This is a genomic window from Bradyrhizobium sp. Kon56 (assembly GCF_055807635.1).
Genome location: NZ_JBVVOU010000016.1, coordinates 162,309 through 178,921, shown reverse-complemented (window position 1 = coordinate 178,921; position 16,613 = coordinate 162,309). Strand labels below are relative to the sequence as shown.

The window sequence follows — 16,613 nt, the reverse complement described above, 5'->3', positions numbered from 1 at the left end:
CGAGGAGCTGACCGAACGCGCCTTCGAAGGCGTCGACATCGCCCTGTTCTCCGCCGGCGGCAGCATCTCCAAGAAGTTCGCGCCGATCGCAGTCAAGGCGGGCGCCGTCGTCGTCGACAACTCCTCCGCCTTCCGCATGGACCCGAACGTGCCGCTGGTGATCCCCGAGATCAACGCGAACCGCATCCGCGACCACAAGGGCATCATCGCCAACCCGAACTGCGCCGCCATCACGGCGCTGGTGCCGCTGTGGCCGATCCACCAGAGCAACCGCATCAAGCGGGTGATCATCTCGACCTACCAGGCGGCCTCCGGCGCCGGCGCTGCCGCGATGGAGGAGCTGGTCGAGTCCACCCGCGCCAACCTCAACGGGCAGGTTTATACGCCGAAGGTGATGCCGCATCCCTACGCGTTCAACCTCTTCAACCACAACACGGCGATCGACCCTGACACCGGCTACAACGACGAAGAGACCAAGGTCATCAACGAAACCCGCAAGATCTTTGAGGACGACAAGATCGCGATCGGCGTCACCTGCGTGCGTGTGCCGGTGCTGCGGGCTCATTGCGAGGCCATCACCTTCGAATGCGAGAAGCCGATCAGCGAGGACCAGGTCCGCGCCATCATGGCACGAGCGCGCGGCGTCAAGGTCGTCGACGACCGTGCCAGGAACTACTTCCCGATGCCGATCGACGCCTCGGGCCAGGACGACGTCCTGGTCGGCCGCATCCGCAAGGACTTCAGCGACCCCTCCGGGCATTCGATCTCGATGTTCGTGGCGGCGGACCAGCTGCTCAAGGGCGCTGCGCTCAACGCGGTGCAGATCGCGGAGCTCCTGCCACAGCGGGTGATGGCGTAACGGAAGATGCGTAAGGTAGGCAAAGGCGCGCAAGCGCCGTGCCCACCACTTCGCATCAAGAAAGTTGGTCGGCACGCTTCGCTTTGCCCACCCTACAATGGCAAACAGCGCGGTCAGGTCAACGCGGGGAGAATGTCTGTCTTAGCAAAGTCGGCTCCCTTGAAGAGCAGCGGTTGCGAACGCGCTTTCGCCAAAGCGTAGACCGCACAATCGACGATGTTGAGCTGCGCCGGATGTCCCCCGCCCTTGCCGAAGCGGTGAAATGCCTCGAACGCGCCTTTCGCCATGTCTGCGTCGAACGGCACTACGACAATCCCGGCAGTCTCCAGCAATTCGTCGAAGAACTTCACGGCCGATGCTCCGAAGCGAGCAGAGAGAACGATCTTGGTTTCCAGGATTGCTACTGCTGACATCGACAGGCTGGCAGCATCCAGCATGGCTTTCCGATAGCGCTGCCCATCTGGCTCGTTGGTGACGGTCGCGACGATCGCAGACGTATCCAGCACCATCAGGACGGCAGCCCGAAACGGTCATAGCCGAGGATTTCGTCTGCAGGCCGAGAATCGAGAACGGGCAAGCCAGCGGTTCGCTCGAAGAACGACGTCAGGGCGGCCCTCCTATCGACCGCCGGCGATGCCACGCGAGACAAGCGCTCCTCGATGGCGCGTTCGAGCGCCGTCTCGATATCTTCCCCCGTCAGGCGGGCGAGGCGCTGGGCAAGCTCATCGACTTTCGCGGAACGGATGTTCATCGGCCACTCGATCCATGCAAAACGTATGAGCAGTATAGCACGAGAACGCCGCCGGCGTCACTCCCGCGCCGGAAACAGCAAACAGGCATCCCCGTACGAATAGAACCGATAGCCGGTTGCGATCGCGTGTGCATAGGCTTGCTGCATCGCCTCCAACCCGGAGAACGCCGACACCAGCATGAACAGTGTCGACTTCGGCAAATGGAAATTGGTCAGCAGAATATCCACGGCGCGGAAGCGATAGCCGGGGGTGATGAAGATCGACGTCTCGGCGGCGAACGGCTCAATGGTGCCGTCCTCGCTGGCTGCGCTTTCGATCAGGCGCAACGACGTGGTGCCAACCGCGATGATACGGCCGCCGTTCTTGCGCGCCGTGTTGAGCCGCTCCGCCGTCTCGGACGACAGCGTACCCCACTCGGCATGCATCTTGTGACCTTCGGTGTCGTCCACCTTCACCGGCAGGAAGGTCCCTGCCCCGACATGCAGCGTGACGCGATTGATGCCGACGCCGCGCGCGTGCATCGCCTGCTCCAGCGCCGGGGTGAAATGCAGGCCTGCTGTCGGCGCGGCAACGGCGCCTTCGTTCACAGCGAACATGGTCTGGTAGTCGGCGAGATCCTGATCATCAGGCGTGCGTTTCGAGGCGATGTAGGGCGGCAGCGGCGGGCTGCCGAGATCGGCGATGGCTTGATCCAGCGTCGGGCCGTGAAACGAAAATGACAGCGTCACCTCGCCTTCCCCGCCCTTCGCCTCGACCTCGGCGTCGAGATGGCCGAGCAGGCAGACCTTGCCCTCATTGCCGAAGCGGATGCGGTCGCCGGCGATGAGTTTCTTGGCAGGCTTCACCAACGCCTGCCAGCGCGAGCCGTCGAGGCGCTTGATCAGCGTTGCCTCGATCTTCGGCTCGGTCTCGCGGCCGATGCGACGGCCTTTTAATTGCGCCGCGATCACCTTGGTGTCGTTGACGACGAGCTGGTCGCCCGGCTTCAGCCATTGCGGCAGGTCGGTGATGATTTGGTCGCGCAGCGTGCCGCGATCGACGACCAGCATCTTCGCGGAGTCGCGCGGGCTCGCCGGGCGCAATGCGATGCGCTCGGCGGGCAGGTCGAAATCGAAGAAGTCGGTGCGCATCTCGGACTCAGGGCCGCACAGTCACTCCTCATCCTGAGGGGTGCGGAACGCGCGTCTCGACGGATGAAGGCCCCGCTGCTGCAGCTCGGCCTTCATGGTTCGAGACGGCGCCACGCGCCTCCTCACCATGAGGGTTGAACGCCTACGCCGCGTCAGCCGCCATCCGCGCCTTGACGATCTTGTCGGGGTTCTGCACGGGCTCGCCACGCTTGATCTTGTCGACGTTCTCCATGCCCTCGGTGACCTTGCCCCACACCGTGTACTGGTTGTCGAGGAAGCGGGCATCGTCGAAGCAGATGAAGAACTGGCTATCGCCGGAATCCGGGCTGGCGGCGCGCGCCATCGAGGTGGTGCCGCGCACATGCGGCTCCTTGTTGAACTCGGCCTTCAGCTTCTGGCCGGAGCCGCCGGTGCCGGTGCCCTGGGGGCAGCCGGTCTGCGCCATGAAGCCGTCGATCACGCGATGGAACACGATGCCGTCGTAGAAGCCTTCGCGCACGAGTTCCTTGATGCGTGCGACGTGGCCGGGCGCCAGATCAGGCCGCATCTCGATGGTGACGGGGCCCTGCGTGGTCTCGAGGATCAGTGTGTTTTCGGTGGCGCTCATGCTCGTCTCTCTTGGGTTGGGGGTGAAGTCCTGTCAGGTGAAGACTTGCGGTTGCGAAACTGGATCGCGAACGGACGCCCCGCAGCGGCGCCGGCCATCGCATCGGTAAATGGCATCGGCGTGCAGCGTTGCAATGCCTCCATCACCGCGACCCGGTATTGCAGCCGGTCATTGTCGGAAGCCTCCGCGGATTCATAGGTAATCCTCGGATGGCCCAGAATGTTTCCAGCCCGGTTGAAGCTCACCACGACGGTGATGTCGATCGGGCGGGCCCTGGCGGCGGGCGGCGGCTTCCAGCAGGTGCGCAAATGCCGGAAGATGTCCTGGATGGTGTTGACCTGTGCGTCCTCGGCGACCGCGCCCGGGACGCCGAGCAGCAGCACCGCGGCAACCAGCAGGAGCTTGCCACCGCAGCGAGCCATCGCCGCTCCTACTTGATGTCGGAAGCGACCTGCACCTTCACCATCTTGTCGGGGTCGGTGACGGTGCCGCCGCTCGATCCGGGAGGCGCCTTCTTCAGCTTGTCGACGACGTCCATGCCCTGCACGACCTCGCCGATCACGGTGTACTGGTTGTCGAGGCTGCCGCCGTCGGCAAACATGATGAAGAACTGCGAATTTGCGGTGTCGACGCTGTCGCCGCGCCGGGCCATGCCGACGATGCCGCGCGCAAAATGCACCTTCGAGAATTCCTGCTTCAGGTTCGGATATTTCGAGCCGCCGGTGCCATTGAAGTTCTGACCGTCGCCGGTCTGCGCCATGAAGCCATCCATGACGCGGTGGAACGGCACGTTGTTGTAAAAACCCTCGCGCGCGAGCTGCTTGATGCGCTCGGCGTGCTGGGGCGCAAGGTCCGGCCGGAGCTTGATGACGATGCGGCCCTTGGTGGAGTCGATGACGATGGCGTTGGCCTTGTCGAGGCCGGCCGGCAAGGCTTGCGCGAAGGCCGGCACCGCGAACAGAACCGCGGCAAGAACTGCGAGAATTCGGATCATGACAACTCCGGATCAGAGATGAGAAAGGAAACCCGCCGTTATCAGGCGAATTTTGCCTTGAGCTGGGCCGCAACCAGCGGCGGAACGAAGGCCGAGACATCCCCGCCCATGGCAGCGATCTGGCGCACCAAAGTGGCGGTGATCGGGCGGACCATGGGAGAGGCCGGCAGGAAGATCGTATGCACCTCGGGCGCCATGGCCTCGTTCATGCCGGCGAGCTGCATCTCGAAGTCGAGGTCGGTGCCGTCGCGCAGGCCCCGAATCATGATCGTGGCACCGTGCTTGCGCGCCGAGGTCACCGACAGATCGTCAAACGTCACGGCCTCGAGCAAGCAGCCGGCCTGGGCGGCCACCGGCCCGCAGACGTCATGGAGCATCTTCAGCCGCTCCTCGGTCGAGAACAGAGGCTTCTTGCCGGGGTGCACCCCGATCGCGACAACAAGCCTGTCGCACAGCGACACGCTGTGCCGGACCACGTCCAGATGGCCGTTGGTGATGGGGTCGAAGGAACCTGGATAGAAGGCAATGCGCGGCATGGCCACGTCCTACCGCGCCCTGCCCGGCCCGGCAAGCCGGTCAAGTTCCCTGGCGGTTTTTCCGCAGAAGCGTGTCGGAATGCGCCGAATTGTTTCGTCCTAAGGGCGGCCACGACACAAAACGGAGCGCGAACGAAACCATTTCCCGCGTTCGCGAAGACGTCCGGAAACTGGCCATGGTTACTAATCCAGCCAACGAACGACGGGCCGCACACTGGGCGTAGCGGCCGCATCACAGGGGACTGTCATGATCAAGGCTCTTTCGGCGATCGCCATTTCTGCGTGTGTTGCTGCCACCCTCACGCTCCTGCCCGGCTTCGCCCCCACCGTCGAGGCGAGCGTGCCGCAGCCGCTTGCCAAGAGCGACCGGCTCGATATCCGCACCGTCGGCAAGGACTGCTCGCAGCAGGCCTGGCCGAATTTCGAAGCGTCCTGCCTCCGCCAGGCCGGCACCAAAGCCAAAATCCGCGAGGCTCGCCTTGTGACTGCCAACCGTACTCCGTAGTGGGGGTCTGTCAGTTTCGCGTCAGCTAACTCTCAAGATAAACCCCAAAGATATACCCCATGGATATTTGCGACGTCCCGTCGCACACTGCCTGATGCTCGCGCCCGTCGGAATGACCCGTCGGGCGCGATCCCATCGGGGGGTCGCCATTGTCCAGTACGCCTGCAGTCGCCTCCGGCCATCAACCTGATCCACTGCCGATTGCCATGACCATGGGCGCCCTCGGGGTGGTCTATGGCGATATCGGCACCAGCCCCCTCTACGCCCTGAAGGAAGCCGCCAAGGCCGCCGCCCATGGCGGCACTTTGACGAACGATGCCGTTCTGGGCGTCGCCTCGCTGATCCTCTGGGCGCTGTTGCTGATCATCTCACTGAAATATGCGCTGTTGATTCTGCGTGCGGATAACCGCGGCGAAGGCGGCATCGTCGCGCTGCTGGCCTTGCTGCATGCCCGCAACGCTCAACCCGGTACCTGGCGCGCGCATTTGCTGGTCGTCGGCCTCGTCGGCGCCGCGCTACTGTACGGGGACGGCGCGATCACGCCGGCCATCTCCGTGCTCTCAGCCATCGAAGGTCTGAAGGTCGACGCACCCTCGCTCGCGCCGGCGGTTGTGCCCGTGACCGTCGTCATCCTGATCGGACTGTTCATGATGCAGAAGCAGGGCACCGGCTTCATCGGCCGCATCTTCGGACCGGTGATGCTGGCCTGGTTCTTCGTGCTGGCAGCGCTCGGCATCCACGGCATCGTCAAGGCGCCGGCGGTGCTGGCGGCGCTCAGCCCGCTCTATGCGTTCGACTTCCTGATCCATCAGGATTTTCATGTCTCCTTCGCGATCCTGGGGGCCGCCTTCCTCGCGGTGACCGGCGGCGAAGCCATGTACGCCGACATGGGGCATTTCGGCCGCCTGCCGATCCGGCTGGCCTGGTTCGCGATCTGCCTGCCTGCGCTCGTGCTGAACTATTTCGGCCAGGCCGCGCTGCTGATCACCGATCCCACCATGATCGAAAATCCGTTCTTCCAGCTCTGCCCTGACGCCCTGCATTATCCGCTGGTCGCGTTCTCGGCGGTCGCGACCGTGATCGCCTCGCAAGCCATCATCTCCGGCGTGTTCTCGTTGACGCAGCAGTCGATCCAGCTCGGCTTCCTGCCGCGCATGCAGATCCGTCACACCACGAGCGACGCGATCGGTCAGATCTACGTGCCGTTGGTGAACTGGCTGCTCGCCGCCGCAACGCTCGGCGCCGTGCTGAGTTTCGGCAGCTCGGAGGCGCTGGCCGGCGCCTACGGCATCGCGGTGTCGCTATTGATGGCGATCACCACGCTGCTCGCCGCCCTGGTCGCGATCCAGTGGGGCTATTCACCGTGGCTCGTGGTTGCCGTGAACGGCTTCTTCTTCGTGATCGATTTGATCTTCTTCTCGGCCAATTCGATCAAGCTGTTCGAGGGCGGCTGGTTTCCGCTGATGCTGGCGGGCTTCGTCGCCTTCCTGATGCTGACCTGGCGCAGCGGCGTGAAGCTCGTCGAAGCCGCACGCGCGAAGCTGCGCCAGCCCGAGGAGGATCTGATCGAGACCGCGGTCAACCAGTGCAGCGCCAGACTCCCCGGCACCGCCGTGTTCCTGGCCTCGGCGCCGCGCGGCGTGCCGCTGGCACTGACCCAGTTCGTCAAGCACAACCACGTGCTGCACGAGCGCATCGTCCTGGTCACCGTGCTGATCGAGGAGCTTCCTCACATCGCCGACGAAGACCGCATCGAGGTGATCGAGATCATTCCCGGCATTACCCGCGTCGTTCTGCATTACGGCTTCATGCAGAACCCGACGATTTACGAAGGGCTGACCTTCGCCTGCCGCCACGGCAAGCTGCCCGGCATCGATCTCTCCGACATCACCTATTACGTCGGCCGCGAGACCATCATCCCGCGCGAGGACGTGCCGGGCATGTGGGTCTGGCGCGAAACCGTGTTCGCCTTCCTGCAACGCAACGCCGAACGCTCCGCCGCGTTCTTCGGCGTACCGACCAAGCAGGTGGTGGAATTCGGCACGGAGCTGGAGATTTAGCTGGTCAGTGAAGTATCCGGATCGAGCACAACTCAATCCGGGACAGCCGTCCGAATGAAGAACCCGGATTTCGCTTGCGCTCCATCCGGGCTAGGGGGTGACGCATCACTCCCCGTTCGACTCCCCATTCGCCCCGTTTCCGCTCTCGGCCTCTTCCGTGATGTGCTCGACCGAGACGACGTGTTCGTCCTCCGCGGTGTCGAACACGATCACGCCCTGGGTCGAGCGGCCGGCGACGCGGATGCCTTCGACCGGGCAGCGGATCAGCTGGCCCTTGTCGGTAACCAGCATGATTTGATCAGCATCCTCCACGGGGAACGACGCTACGAGGTTGCCGTTGCGGTTGTTGACGCTCATGGCGACGATGCCTTTGCCGCCGCGGCCCGTGGTGCGGTACTCGTAGGACGACGTCCGCTTGCCGTAACCGTTGACGGACACGGTCAGCACGACCTGCTCCTGCGCTGACATCTCGACGTAACGCTCCTGGGCGAGTTGGAAGCTGCCGGAGGTCTCCTCGGCCTCGGCGTCCGCCGCCGGCTCCTCGGCCGCAGCTTCGCCGGCGACCGCACGACGCATCTTCAGGTACGCCGAGCGCTCGTCGGACGTCGTCTCGACGTGGCGCAGGATCGCCAGCGAGATCACCTTGTCGCCCTCGGCAAGCGCAATGCCGCGCACGCCCATCGAGGTGCGGCCGGTGAACACGCGCACGTCGGTCACGGGGAAGCGGATGCACTGGCCGCCGGCGCCGGTCAAAAGCACGTCGTCGTGCTCGGTGCAGATCTGCACGTCGACGATCGCTTCGTTGTCGTCGAGCTTCATCGCGATGATGCCGGAGCGGCGGACATCGACGAAGTCGGACAGCTTGTTGCGCCGGACGTTGCCGCCTGTCGTGGCGAACATCACGTCGAGATTGCCCCAGGTGGACTCGTCCTCCGGCAGCGGCATGATGGTGGTGATGCGCTCGCCCTGCTCCAGCGGCAGGATGTTGATCAGCGCCTTGCCGCGCGCATTCGGCGCGGCCATCGGCAGGCGCCAGACTTTGATCTTGTAGACCTGTCCGCGCGAGGAGAAGAACAGCATCGGAGTATGCGTGGACGCCACGAACAGCCGGCTGACAAAATCCTCATCGCGGGTCTGCATGCCGGCGCGGCCCTTGCCGCCGCGGCGCTGGGCCCGGTAGGCCGACAGCGGCACGCGCTTGACGTAGCCGGCGTGCGAGACGGTGACGACCATGTCCTCGCGCTGGATCAGGTCCTCGTCCTCGACCTCACCTTCCTGCTCGATGATGACGGTGCGGCGCGGGGTTGCGAACTCGGCCTTCACTTCGGCGAGCTCGGACTTGATGATGCCCAGCACGCGGTCGCGCGAGCGCAGGATGTCAAGATAGTCGGCGATCTCGCCGGCGAGCTTGTCGAGCTCCTCGCGGATTTCGTCGCGGCCGAGTGCGGTGAGGCGTTGCAGGCGCAGATCGAGAATGGCCCTCGCCTGCTCCATCGACAGCCGGATCGTGCCGTTCTCGCTGATGCGGTGGCGCGGATCGTCGATCAGCGTCAGCATGTCCTCGACGTCCCGGGCCGGCCAGTCGCGCGACATCAGGGTGTCGCGGGCGGTGGTCGGGTCGGGCGAGGTCCGGATGACGCGGATCATCTCGTCGATATTGGCGACTGCGATGGCGAGACCGACCAAAACATGGGCGCGATCTCGGGCCTTGGCGAGCAGGAACTTGGTGCGCCGCGTGACGACCCGCTCGCGGAAGTCGACGAAGATCGCCAGCAGGTCCTTCAGGTGCATGACCCGTGGACGGCCGCTGTCGAGCGCCACCATGTTGACGCCGAAGCTCGTCTGCAGCGGCGTGAACCTATAGAGCTGATTGAGCACCACATCCGGCACGGCGTCGCGCTTCAATTCGATGACGACGCGGTAGCCGTCGCGATCGGATTCATCGCGCAGGTCGCCGATGCCCTCGATCTTCTTTTCCTTGACCAACTCGGCGATGCGCTCGACCATCGTCGCCTTGTTCACCTGGTAGGGAATCTCGGTGATGATGATCGCCTCGCGCTCCTTGCGGATGGTCTCGATCGCGACCTTGCCGCGCATCATGACCGAGCCGCGGCCGAGGTGATAGGCGGCGCGGATGCCCTGCCGTCCGAGGATGACGCCGCCGGTCGGGAAGTCGGGTCCCGGCACGATGTTGATGAGCTCGTCGATGGTGAGCGCGGGGTTGTCGATCAGCGCGACGCAGGCGTCGATGACCTCGCCGAGATTGTGCGGCGGGATGTTGGTCGCCATGCCGACCGCGATGCCGCCGGCGCCGTTGACGAGAAGGTTCGGGAACTTGGCTGGCAAGACCGACGGTTCGGTCTCGTTGTTGTCGTAGTTCGGCTGGAAGTCGACCGTGTCCTTGTCGATGTCGGCCAGCAGAGCCAGCGCCGCCTTCGTCAATCGGGCTTCGGTATAACGATAGGCAGCCGGGGGATCGCCGTCGACCGAGCCGAAATTGCCCTGGCCGTCGATCAGCGGCACGCGCATGGAGAAGTCCTGCGCCATCCGGACCATGGCGTCGTAGATCGACTGGTCGCCATGCGGATGATATTTACCGATGACGTCACCGACCACGCGGGCGGACTTGACGTACTTCTTGTCCGGCGTGTGCCCCTGCTCGTTCATCGAGTACAGGATGCGGCGATGCACCGGCTTCAGGCCATCGCGGGCGTCAGGCAGCGCCCGCGCCACGATCACGCTCATGGCGTAGTCGAGATAGGACTTCTTCATCTCCTCGAAGATGGAGACGGGGCGAATATCCGAGGGTTGCGCCGGCTGGTCGCCGGGCTTGTCGTCGTCGTCAGCCAAGGGGAAATCCGGTGAGGTTTTATCTGGGAATCATATAGCGCATCGAGCCTCTGATAACCACCCTCGCGGCGTTCTGGGAAGCGCTTTTTCCGCCTATTTTTCCAACAACTTAAGCCCTTGCGAGCGGTGTCTCGGACAGCACTCGCATCGGCCTTGCAAAATCGCCGCTCACGCGTGGAAAACCGCGCGGTGAGCTTGCCGCGTCGGCGCGTTTGCCAAGCCGCAATCCGAGCTCACCCCAAACATGAAGCGGGCCCGGAAATGCCGAGCCCGTCCTGTCGATTAGTGGGATGTTCTGACATGAGATGAGAAGCGCCGCCCATCCGGCCGGGCGTCCGCATCAGGCGCCGCGTTCTTGGAGCGGAATCGCTCAGAACGGGATATCGTCGTCCATGTCGCTGTTGCGGCCACCGCCGCCGGCGGCAACAGGGCGCCGCGGCGCGCTGCTGACCGGACCGGAGGAGCCGAAATCGCCGCCCGGCTCGTCGCCGAAGCTGCCGCCTCCGCCACCGCCGCTACGACCGTCCAGCATCGTCAAGGTCGAGTTGAACCCCTGCAGCACGACTTCGGTCGAGTACTTTTCGACACCGCTCTGGTCGGTCCATTTGCGGGTCTGGAGCGCACCCTCGACGTAAATCTTGGCGCCCTTCTTCAGATACTGTTCGGCGACCTTGCAGAGCCCTTCATTAAAGATCACGACGCGGTGCCACTCGGTCTTTTCCTTGCGCTCGCCAGTCGCCTTGTCGCGCCACGTCTCCGAGGTCGCGACGCTCAGATTGGCGATCGGCCGCCCGTCCTGGGTGCGGCGGATTTCAGGATCCTTGCCGAGATTTCCAACCAGAATGACCTTGTTGACGCTTCCCGCCATCTCCGCTCTCCGCTCCGAATGCCACTGAATTCAAGAAGGCCGGTCCGCTCCCGCGTTCCGCCGTGCCTGTTGAGGCGACCCTATACGCTCGCCGAACACTTGCGGACGACGATCAGGCCGTCACCCTTCCGGTTATCCCCACATATAGCATCGACCTCCGGTTCGTTCCAGATTTGTTCTTGGCGAAGACAGATCTGAAGGCGTGGGATCGATCGGCCAAATGTGTTGCGGAAAGGCACACGTCGATTGGAACCTTTGTAGGTTCCCAAAAATGGAAGAAAGAACTTAACATTCAGCAAGTTATGGGTACTCGCACTGCCCCGGTATTGTTGCATTTGGGAGACGGACTCTGCCGCTCCGTAGAGCTACGGTTGCCTCGGACTTAGTTCATATGGGCCCTCGCGCCTGATCAGCCGCTTCGGGGACATAAGAAGCGGACGAAACCTGGGGAGACTGGCAATGAATAAGCTTCTTATTTGTACAATCGGTGCAGTGGCGATGGGCTTGTCGGCTCCCGCAAGCGCGGCGGACATGGCCGCGCGTCCCTACACCAAAGCCCCGCCGCCGGCGGTTGCCGCCATCTACGACTGGAGCGGCTTCTACATCGGCATCAACGGCGGCGGTGGCTCCAGCCACAAGTGCTGGGACTTCGTCACGCCCGCGACCGGCGTTCTCGTCGGCGAAGGCTGTCACAATGCAACAGGGGGCACCGTCGGCGGCCAGATCGGCTATCGCTGGCAGTCCGCCAATTGGGTGTTCGGTCTGGAAGGCCAGGGCAACTGGGCTGATTTCCGGGGCGACAACGTGAGCACCCTCTTCCCTGGTACCGCTTTGGTGACGGGTGATCGCAACCGTTCCCGCATCGACGCTTTCGGTCTCATCACCGGTCAGGTCGGTTACGCCTGGAACAACGTGCTGCTTTACGTGAAGGGCGGCGCCGCCGTCGTCGGTGACAAGTACGACATCTACGCTGCTGCGGGTACGCCCGGCGCGGGCGCGCTGTTGGCTTCGGCCCGGGAGACTCGCTGGGGTGGCACGGTCGGGGCCGGTCTGGAATTCGGCTTCGCCCCGAACTGGTCGCTGGGCTTTGAGTACGACCACATCTTCCTTGGCGATCGCACGATCGGCTTCACAACGCCCGCGGGTGCGGTATTCGGCAGCGACCGGATTCGCCAGGACGTAGACATGGGCCTGGTCCGCTTGAACTATCGCTGGGGCGGTCCGGCCATCGCAAGGTACTGATCGCGCTGGACATATCGCACTTCGAAGGCCGGCCTTGCGCCGGCCTTTTGCTGTGCAGTCCTCCGATATTAATCGGTCAATAACCGTTCCGTTTTCCGACCGTTGTTGCTTTTGAGTGACACAACTTGCGGCTTCACTGGTGTAAGTACGGCATCAGTTGGGCAAGTGAGTCCGATGCCCTTCCCTATCTTGGAAGGCACAATCAGAAACTGGGACTGGGATTAGTTGAAAATGAAAAAGGTTTTGTTGGCTTCGGCCTGTTTGTTCGCTCTCGCTGCCCCGGCTTCGGCCGCTGATCTCGCGGCGCGCCCCTACACCAAGGCCCCCGTGGCCATGGCTTCGGTCTACAACTGGACCGGCTTCTACCTCGGTATCGTCGGTGGCGGCGCTTGGGAAAATTCCTCGACCGACCCGAAGATGAAGGGCGGCTTCGTCGGCGGTACTGCCGGCTACAACTGGCAGACCGGCAATGTCGTGCTCGGCGTCGAGGCCGATGGTTCCTGGGCTGATGTCAGCGCGTCGGTCACCGGCCCCGTTGCCGTCCCCGGCTTCGGCCTCGTCAGCACCACCCTCAGCTCCAAAACCGATGCGATGGGAACCGTGCGCGGCCGCATCGGCTACGCCGTCAACAACGTCCTGTTCTACGGCACCGGTGGTTACGCCTGGATCGACAACAAGCTCAGCGTCAGCGCGCTCGGCGTGACCGTTTCCGACAGCAAGTGGCACTCCGGCTGGACCGTCGGTGCGGGCGTCGAAGCGTTCTTCGCTCCGCAGTGGTCGGTCAAGGGCGAGTACCTCTTTCGCAGCCTCGGCGGCGAGACCTACTTCTCGGGCGCCCTGCCCTCCGGCACGCTCGAGTTTCACACCGTGCAGGTCGGCGTGAACTATCACTTCGGGGGCCCGGTGGTCGCCAAGTACTGAGTTCAGTACTTAGCCCCAACGCCATCCGCGTTACGAAAGGCCGGCCTTGTGCCGGCCTTTTTGTTTTGTCGGGCACGTTGCCGCGCAGTTCCACCCTGCTCCTGCCAGATGCCGCCAGTGCGCCAACAATCCGTTGACGATTCGCAAGTCCCACTGGAAATCCGTCTCCGTTCTTCCTACGTTCGCTGACAACCCCATCGGCGCCGATCCCGGTTCCGGGCGAAGCGCGCCTTTTTTGTTGGCGCGATCGCGCGCCTTTGGGATTCCTTGAGGGCAACCCGGATGGATGAAGTGATCAAGGCGAAGCGCCAACAGCAGAACGTGGGATCAAACCTGCGCGCAATTACCATCCGTGGCGCGCGCGAGCACAATCTCAAGAACGTCGATGTCGAGATTCCCCGCGACAAGCTGGTGGTGTTCACGGGGCTGTCGGGCTCCGGCAAATCCTCGCTCGCGTTCGACACCATCTACGCCGAAGGCCAGCGCCGCTACGTCGAATCGCTGTCTGCCTACGCCCGCCAGTTCCTGGAGATGATGCAGAAGCCCGACGTCGACCAGATCGACGGCCTGTCGCCGGCGATCTCGATCGAGCAGAAGACGACGTCGAAGAACCCGCGCTCCACCGTCGGCACGGTGACCGAAATCTACGACTACATGCGCCTGCTGTGGGCGCGCGTCGGCGTGCCCTATTCGCCCGCCACCGGCCTGCCGATCGAGAGCCAGATCGTCTCGCAGATGGTCGATCGCGTGCTGGCGCTGCCCGAGGGCTCGCGCCTCTATCTGCTCGCGCCGGTCGTGCGCGGCCGCAAGGGCGAGTACCGCAAAGAGCTTGCCGAATGGCTCAAGAAGGGCTTTCAGCGCGTCAAGATCGACGGCGCCTTCCACGAGCTCGCCGAAGCCCCTGTTCTCGACAAGAAATTCCCGCACGACATCGACGTCGTCGTCGATCGCATCGTGGTGCGCCCCGACATCGGCCAGCGCCTCGCCGAAAGTTTCGAGACCGCGCTGAAACTTGCCGAGGGCCTCGCCGTCATCGAATTCGCGGATGCGCCGGCTGCGGCAGCACCCGCGGAAGAGAAGAAGAAGACCGCAAAGATCCACGACAAGAGCGGACCCGAGCGCATGCTGTTCTCGGAAAAGTTCGCCTGCCCGGTGTCCGGCTTCACCATCCCCGAGATCGAGCCCCGGCTGTTCTCGTTCAACAACCCCTATGGCGCCTGTCCCGCGTGCGGCGGCCTCGGCGTCGAGCAGCATGTCGACGAAGACCTCGTCATTCCCGACAAGGAGCTCGCCATTGGCAAGGGCGCGATCGCGCCCTGGGCCAAGTCTTCGTCGCCCTATTACATTCAGACGCTGACTGCGCTCGGCAAGCACTACAAGTTCACGCTGACCACCAAATGGAAGGATCTGCCCAAGAAGACGCAGAACGCGATCCTCCATGGCTCCGGCGAGGACGAGATCAAGTTCTCCTACGAGGACGGCGTCCGCTCCTACGACACCAAGAAGCCGTTCGAGGGCGTCATCACCAACATCAACCGCCGCTATCGCGAGACCGAGAGCGAGTGGGCGCGCGAGGAGCTGGCGAAGTATTTCCACGACGTACCCTGCGAGGCGTGCCACGGTTTTCGGCTCAAGCCCGAGGCGCTCTGCGTCAAGATCGGCGGCAAGCATATCGGCGACATCTCCGAGATGTCGGTGAAGGGCGCCGGCGCGTGGTTCGAGACCGTGCCGGAGGCGCTGAACACTCAGCAGAACGAGATCGCCGGCCGCATCCTCAAGGAGATCCGCGAGCGCCTTACCTTCCTGCTCGATGTCGGCCTCAACTACCTCACACTCTCCCGCTCCTCCGGCACGCTGTCCGGCGGCGAGAGCCAGCGCATCCGGCTGGCTTCGCAGATCGGCTCGGGCCTGACAGGCGTGCTCTACGTGCTCGACGAGCCCTCGATCGGCTTGCACCAGCGCGACAACGCGCGCCTGCTCGACACGCTCAAGAGACTTCGTGACCTCGGCAACACCGTGATCGTGGTCGAGCACGACGAGGACGCGATCCTGCTCGCCGACCACGTGCTCGACATCGGCCCCGGCGCCGGCATGCATGGCGGCAACATCATCGCCGAAGGCACGCCCGCCGAGATCATGCGCAACCCCAACTCGCTGACGGGCAAATATCTCACCGGCGAGCTCGAGGTCGAGGTGCCCGAGCGGCGCCCGCCGAACCATCGCCGCACCATCAAGGTGGTCAACGCGCGCGGCAATAACCTCAAGAACGTTACGGCCGAAATTCCGCTCGGCCTGTTCACCTGCGTCACCGGCGTCTCCGGCGGCGGCAAGTCGACGCTGCTGATCGACACGCTCTACAAGGCGATCGCCCGCAAGCTGAACAATGCCAGCGAAGGCGCCGCGCCGCACGACCGCATCGAGGGCCTCGAGCACATCGACAAGATCATCGACATCGACCAGTCGCCGATCGGTCGCACGCCGCGCTCCAACCCCGCGACCTATACCGGTGCCTTCACGCCGATCCGCGAATGGTTCGCCGGCCTGCCCGAGTCGAAAGCGCGCGGCTACGAGCCCGGCCGGTTCTCCTTCAACGTCAAGGGCGGCCGCTGCGAGGCCTGCCAGGGCGACGGCGTCATCAAGATCGAGATGCACTTCTTGCCCGACGTCTACGTCACCTGCGACGTCTGCAAGGGCAAGCGCTACAACCGCGAGACGCTGGAGGTCCTATTCAAGGGCAAGAGCATCGCCGACGTGCTCGACATGACCGTCGAGGAAGCGGCCGAGTTCTTCAAGGCGGTCCCACGTGTACGCGAGACGTTCCAGACGCTGCATCGCGTCGGCCTCGACTACATCCATGTCGGCCAGCAGGCCACGACGCTCTCGGGCGGCGAAGCCCAGCGCGTCAAGCTCGCAAAAGAGCTGTCAAAGCGCGCCACCGGCCGCACGCTCTACATCCTGGACGAGCCGACCACCGGGTTGCATTTCCACGACGTCAAGAAGCTGTTGGAGGTGCTGCACGAACTGGTCGCGCAGGGCAACACGGTCGTCGTCATCGAGCACAATCTCGAAGTGATCAAGACCGCCGACTGGGTCATCGACCTCGGCCCCGAAGGCGGCGATGGCGGCGGCGAGATCGTCGCCTGGGGCCCGCCAGAGGACATCGCAAAAGCGCCGCGGAGCTATACGGGGAAGTTCCTGGCGCCGGTGCTGGCGAAGGCTCGGAAGCCGAAGCGGAGACGCGCGGCGAGCGAGGCGGCCGAGTAGGTTACGCCGCGGGAGCGGCCGACAC

The 16,613-nt window shown here is 63.9% G+C and carries 15 protein-coding genes; 6 read left to right on the top strand and 9 right to left on the bottom strand.

All coding sequences use genetic code 11. The features are described 5' to 3' along the window. Nucleotides 1-859 (top strand): aspartate-semialdehyde dehydrogenase (locus AC0L3B_RS24470; protein ID WP_473381143.1); only part of this gene is annotated, 859 nt, incomplete at its 5' end. A gap of 113 nt (nucleotides 860-972) precedes the next feature. Here AC0L3B_RS24470 and AC0L3B_RS24465 read toward each other — a convergent pair. The 7 genes from AC0L3B_RS24465 to coaD all read right to left on the bottom strand — a co-directional run bounded on the left by AC0L3B_RS24465 (nucleotide 973) and on the right by coaD (nucleotide 4,878). After that, nucleotides 973-1,368: a type II toxin-antitoxin system VapC family toxin gene (locus AC0L3B_RS24465; protein WP_473381142.1), complete on the bottom strand. Its 396-nt coding sequence runs from the start codon at nucleotides 1,366-1,368 to the stop codon at nucleotides 973-975. Next, nucleotides 1,368-1,610, bottom strand: a complete 243-nt coding sequence (locus AC0L3B_RS24460) for a type II toxin-antitoxin system VapB family antitoxin (RefSeq protein ID WP_085353162.1) — start codon at nucleotides 1,608-1,610, stop codon at nucleotides 1,368-1,370. Before AC0L3B_RS24460 ends, AC0L3B_RS24465 begins: the two co-directional genes overlap by 1 nt. Nucleotides 1,611-1,667: 57 nt before the next feature. After that, nucleotides 1,668-2,741: a tRNA preQ1(34) S-adenosylmethionine ribosyltransferase-isomerase QueA gene (gene queA, locus AC0L3B_RS24455; protein WP_204511272.1), complete on the bottom strand. Its 1,074-nt coding sequence runs from the start codon at nucleotides 2,739-2,741 to the stop codon at nucleotides 1,668-1,670. A 142-nt stretch (nucleotides 2,742-2,883) separates the two neighbouring features. Beyond that, nucleotides 2,884-3,348 (bottom strand): peptidylprolyl isomerase, encoded by a 465-nt coding sequence (locus AC0L3B_RS24450; protein WP_018457987.1) that lies wholly within the window; start codon nucleotides 3,346-3,348, stop codon nucleotides 2,884-2,886. After that, the gene (locus AC0L3B_RS24445; RefSeq protein ID WP_018457988.1) at nucleotides 3,345-3,770 is read right to left on the bottom strand and encodes a hypothetical protein; all 426 of its coding nucleotides are present in this window, start codon (nucleotides 3,768-3,770) and stop codon (nucleotides 3,345-3,347) included. Before AC0L3B_RS24445 ends, AC0L3B_RS24450 begins: the two co-directional genes overlap by 4 nt. 8 nt (nucleotides 3,771-3,778) lie before the next feature. Further along, a complete protein-coding gene (locus tag AC0L3B_RS24440) occupies nucleotides 3,779-4,342 on the bottom strand; it encodes a peptidylprolyl isomerase (RefSeq protein WP_018457989.1) in 564 nt (187 codons plus the stop codon). A gap of 41 nt (nucleotides 4,343-4,383) precedes the next feature. Continuing rightward, the gene (coaD, locus tag AC0L3B_RS24435) at nucleotides 4,384-4,878 is read right to left on the bottom strand and encodes a pantetheine-phosphate adenylyltransferase (protein WP_204511274.1); all 495 of its coding nucleotides are present in this window, start codon (nucleotides 4,876-4,878) and stop codon (nucleotides 4,384-4,386) included. A 247-nt stretch (nucleotides 4,879-5,125) separates the two neighbouring features. Here coaD and AC0L3B_RS24430 point away from each other — a divergent pair, with 247 nt between their 5' ends. Together AC0L3B_RS24430 and AC0L3B_RS24425 are read left to right on the top strand one after the other, a co-directional pair. Further along, a complete protein-coding gene (locus tag AC0L3B_RS24430) occupies nucleotides 5,126-5,383 on the top strand; it encodes a hypothetical protein (RefSeq protein ID WP_473381141.1) in 258 nt (85 codons plus the stop codon). A 206-nt stretch (nucleotides 5,384-5,589) separates the two neighbouring features. Next, entirely contained in the window at nucleotides 5,590-7,443 is a 1,854-nt protein-coding gene (locus AC0L3B_RS24425; RefSeq protein ID WP_085353166.1) for a potassium transporter Kup, read from the top strand. 105 nt (nucleotides 7,444-7,548) lie between these two features. Here AC0L3B_RS24425 and gyrA read toward each other — a convergent pair whose 3' ends face one another. Further along, nucleotides 7,549-10,293, bottom strand: coding sequence for a DNA gyrase subunit A (gyrA, locus tag AC0L3B_RS24420; protein WP_085353167.1), 2,745 nt, complete (start codon nucleotides 10,291-10,293; stop codon nucleotides 7,549-7,551). Between the two features lie 370 nt (nucleotides 10,294-10,663). Continuing rightward, complete coding sequence (locus AC0L3B_RS24415) at nucleotides 10,664-11,161, bottom strand: single-stranded DNA-binding protein (protein ID WP_007590726.1); 498 nt, start codon at nucleotides 11,159-11,161, stop codon at nucleotides 10,664-10,666. Between the two features lie 459 nt (nucleotides 11,162-11,620). Between AC0L3B_RS24415 and AC0L3B_RS24410 the strand changes: the two genes are divergently transcribed. The 3 genes from AC0L3B_RS24410 to uvrA all read left to right on the top strand — a co-directional run bounded on the left by AC0L3B_RS24410 (nucleotide 11,621) and on the right by uvrA (nucleotide 16,588). Continuing rightward, complete coding sequence (locus AC0L3B_RS24410) at nucleotides 11,621-12,403, top strand: outer membrane protein (protein ID WP_204511275.1); 783 nt, start codon at nucleotides 11,621-11,623, stop codon at nucleotides 12,401-12,403. Between the two features lie 231 nt (nucleotides 12,404-12,634). Beyond that, nucleotides 12,635-13,324: an outer membrane protein gene (locus AC0L3B_RS24405; protein WP_018457996.1), complete on the top strand. Its 690-nt coding sequence runs from the start codon at nucleotides 12,635-12,637 to the stop codon at nucleotides 13,322-13,324. Between the two features lie 282 nt (nucleotides 13,325-13,606). After that, complete coding sequence (gene uvrA / locus AC0L3B_RS24400) at nucleotides 13,607-16,588, top strand: excinuclease ABC subunit UvrA (RefSeq protein WP_018457997.1); 2,982 nt, start codon at nucleotides 13,607-13,609, stop codon at nucleotides 16,586-16,588. The last annotated feature ends 25 nt before the right edge of the window (nucleotides 16,589-16,613 follow it).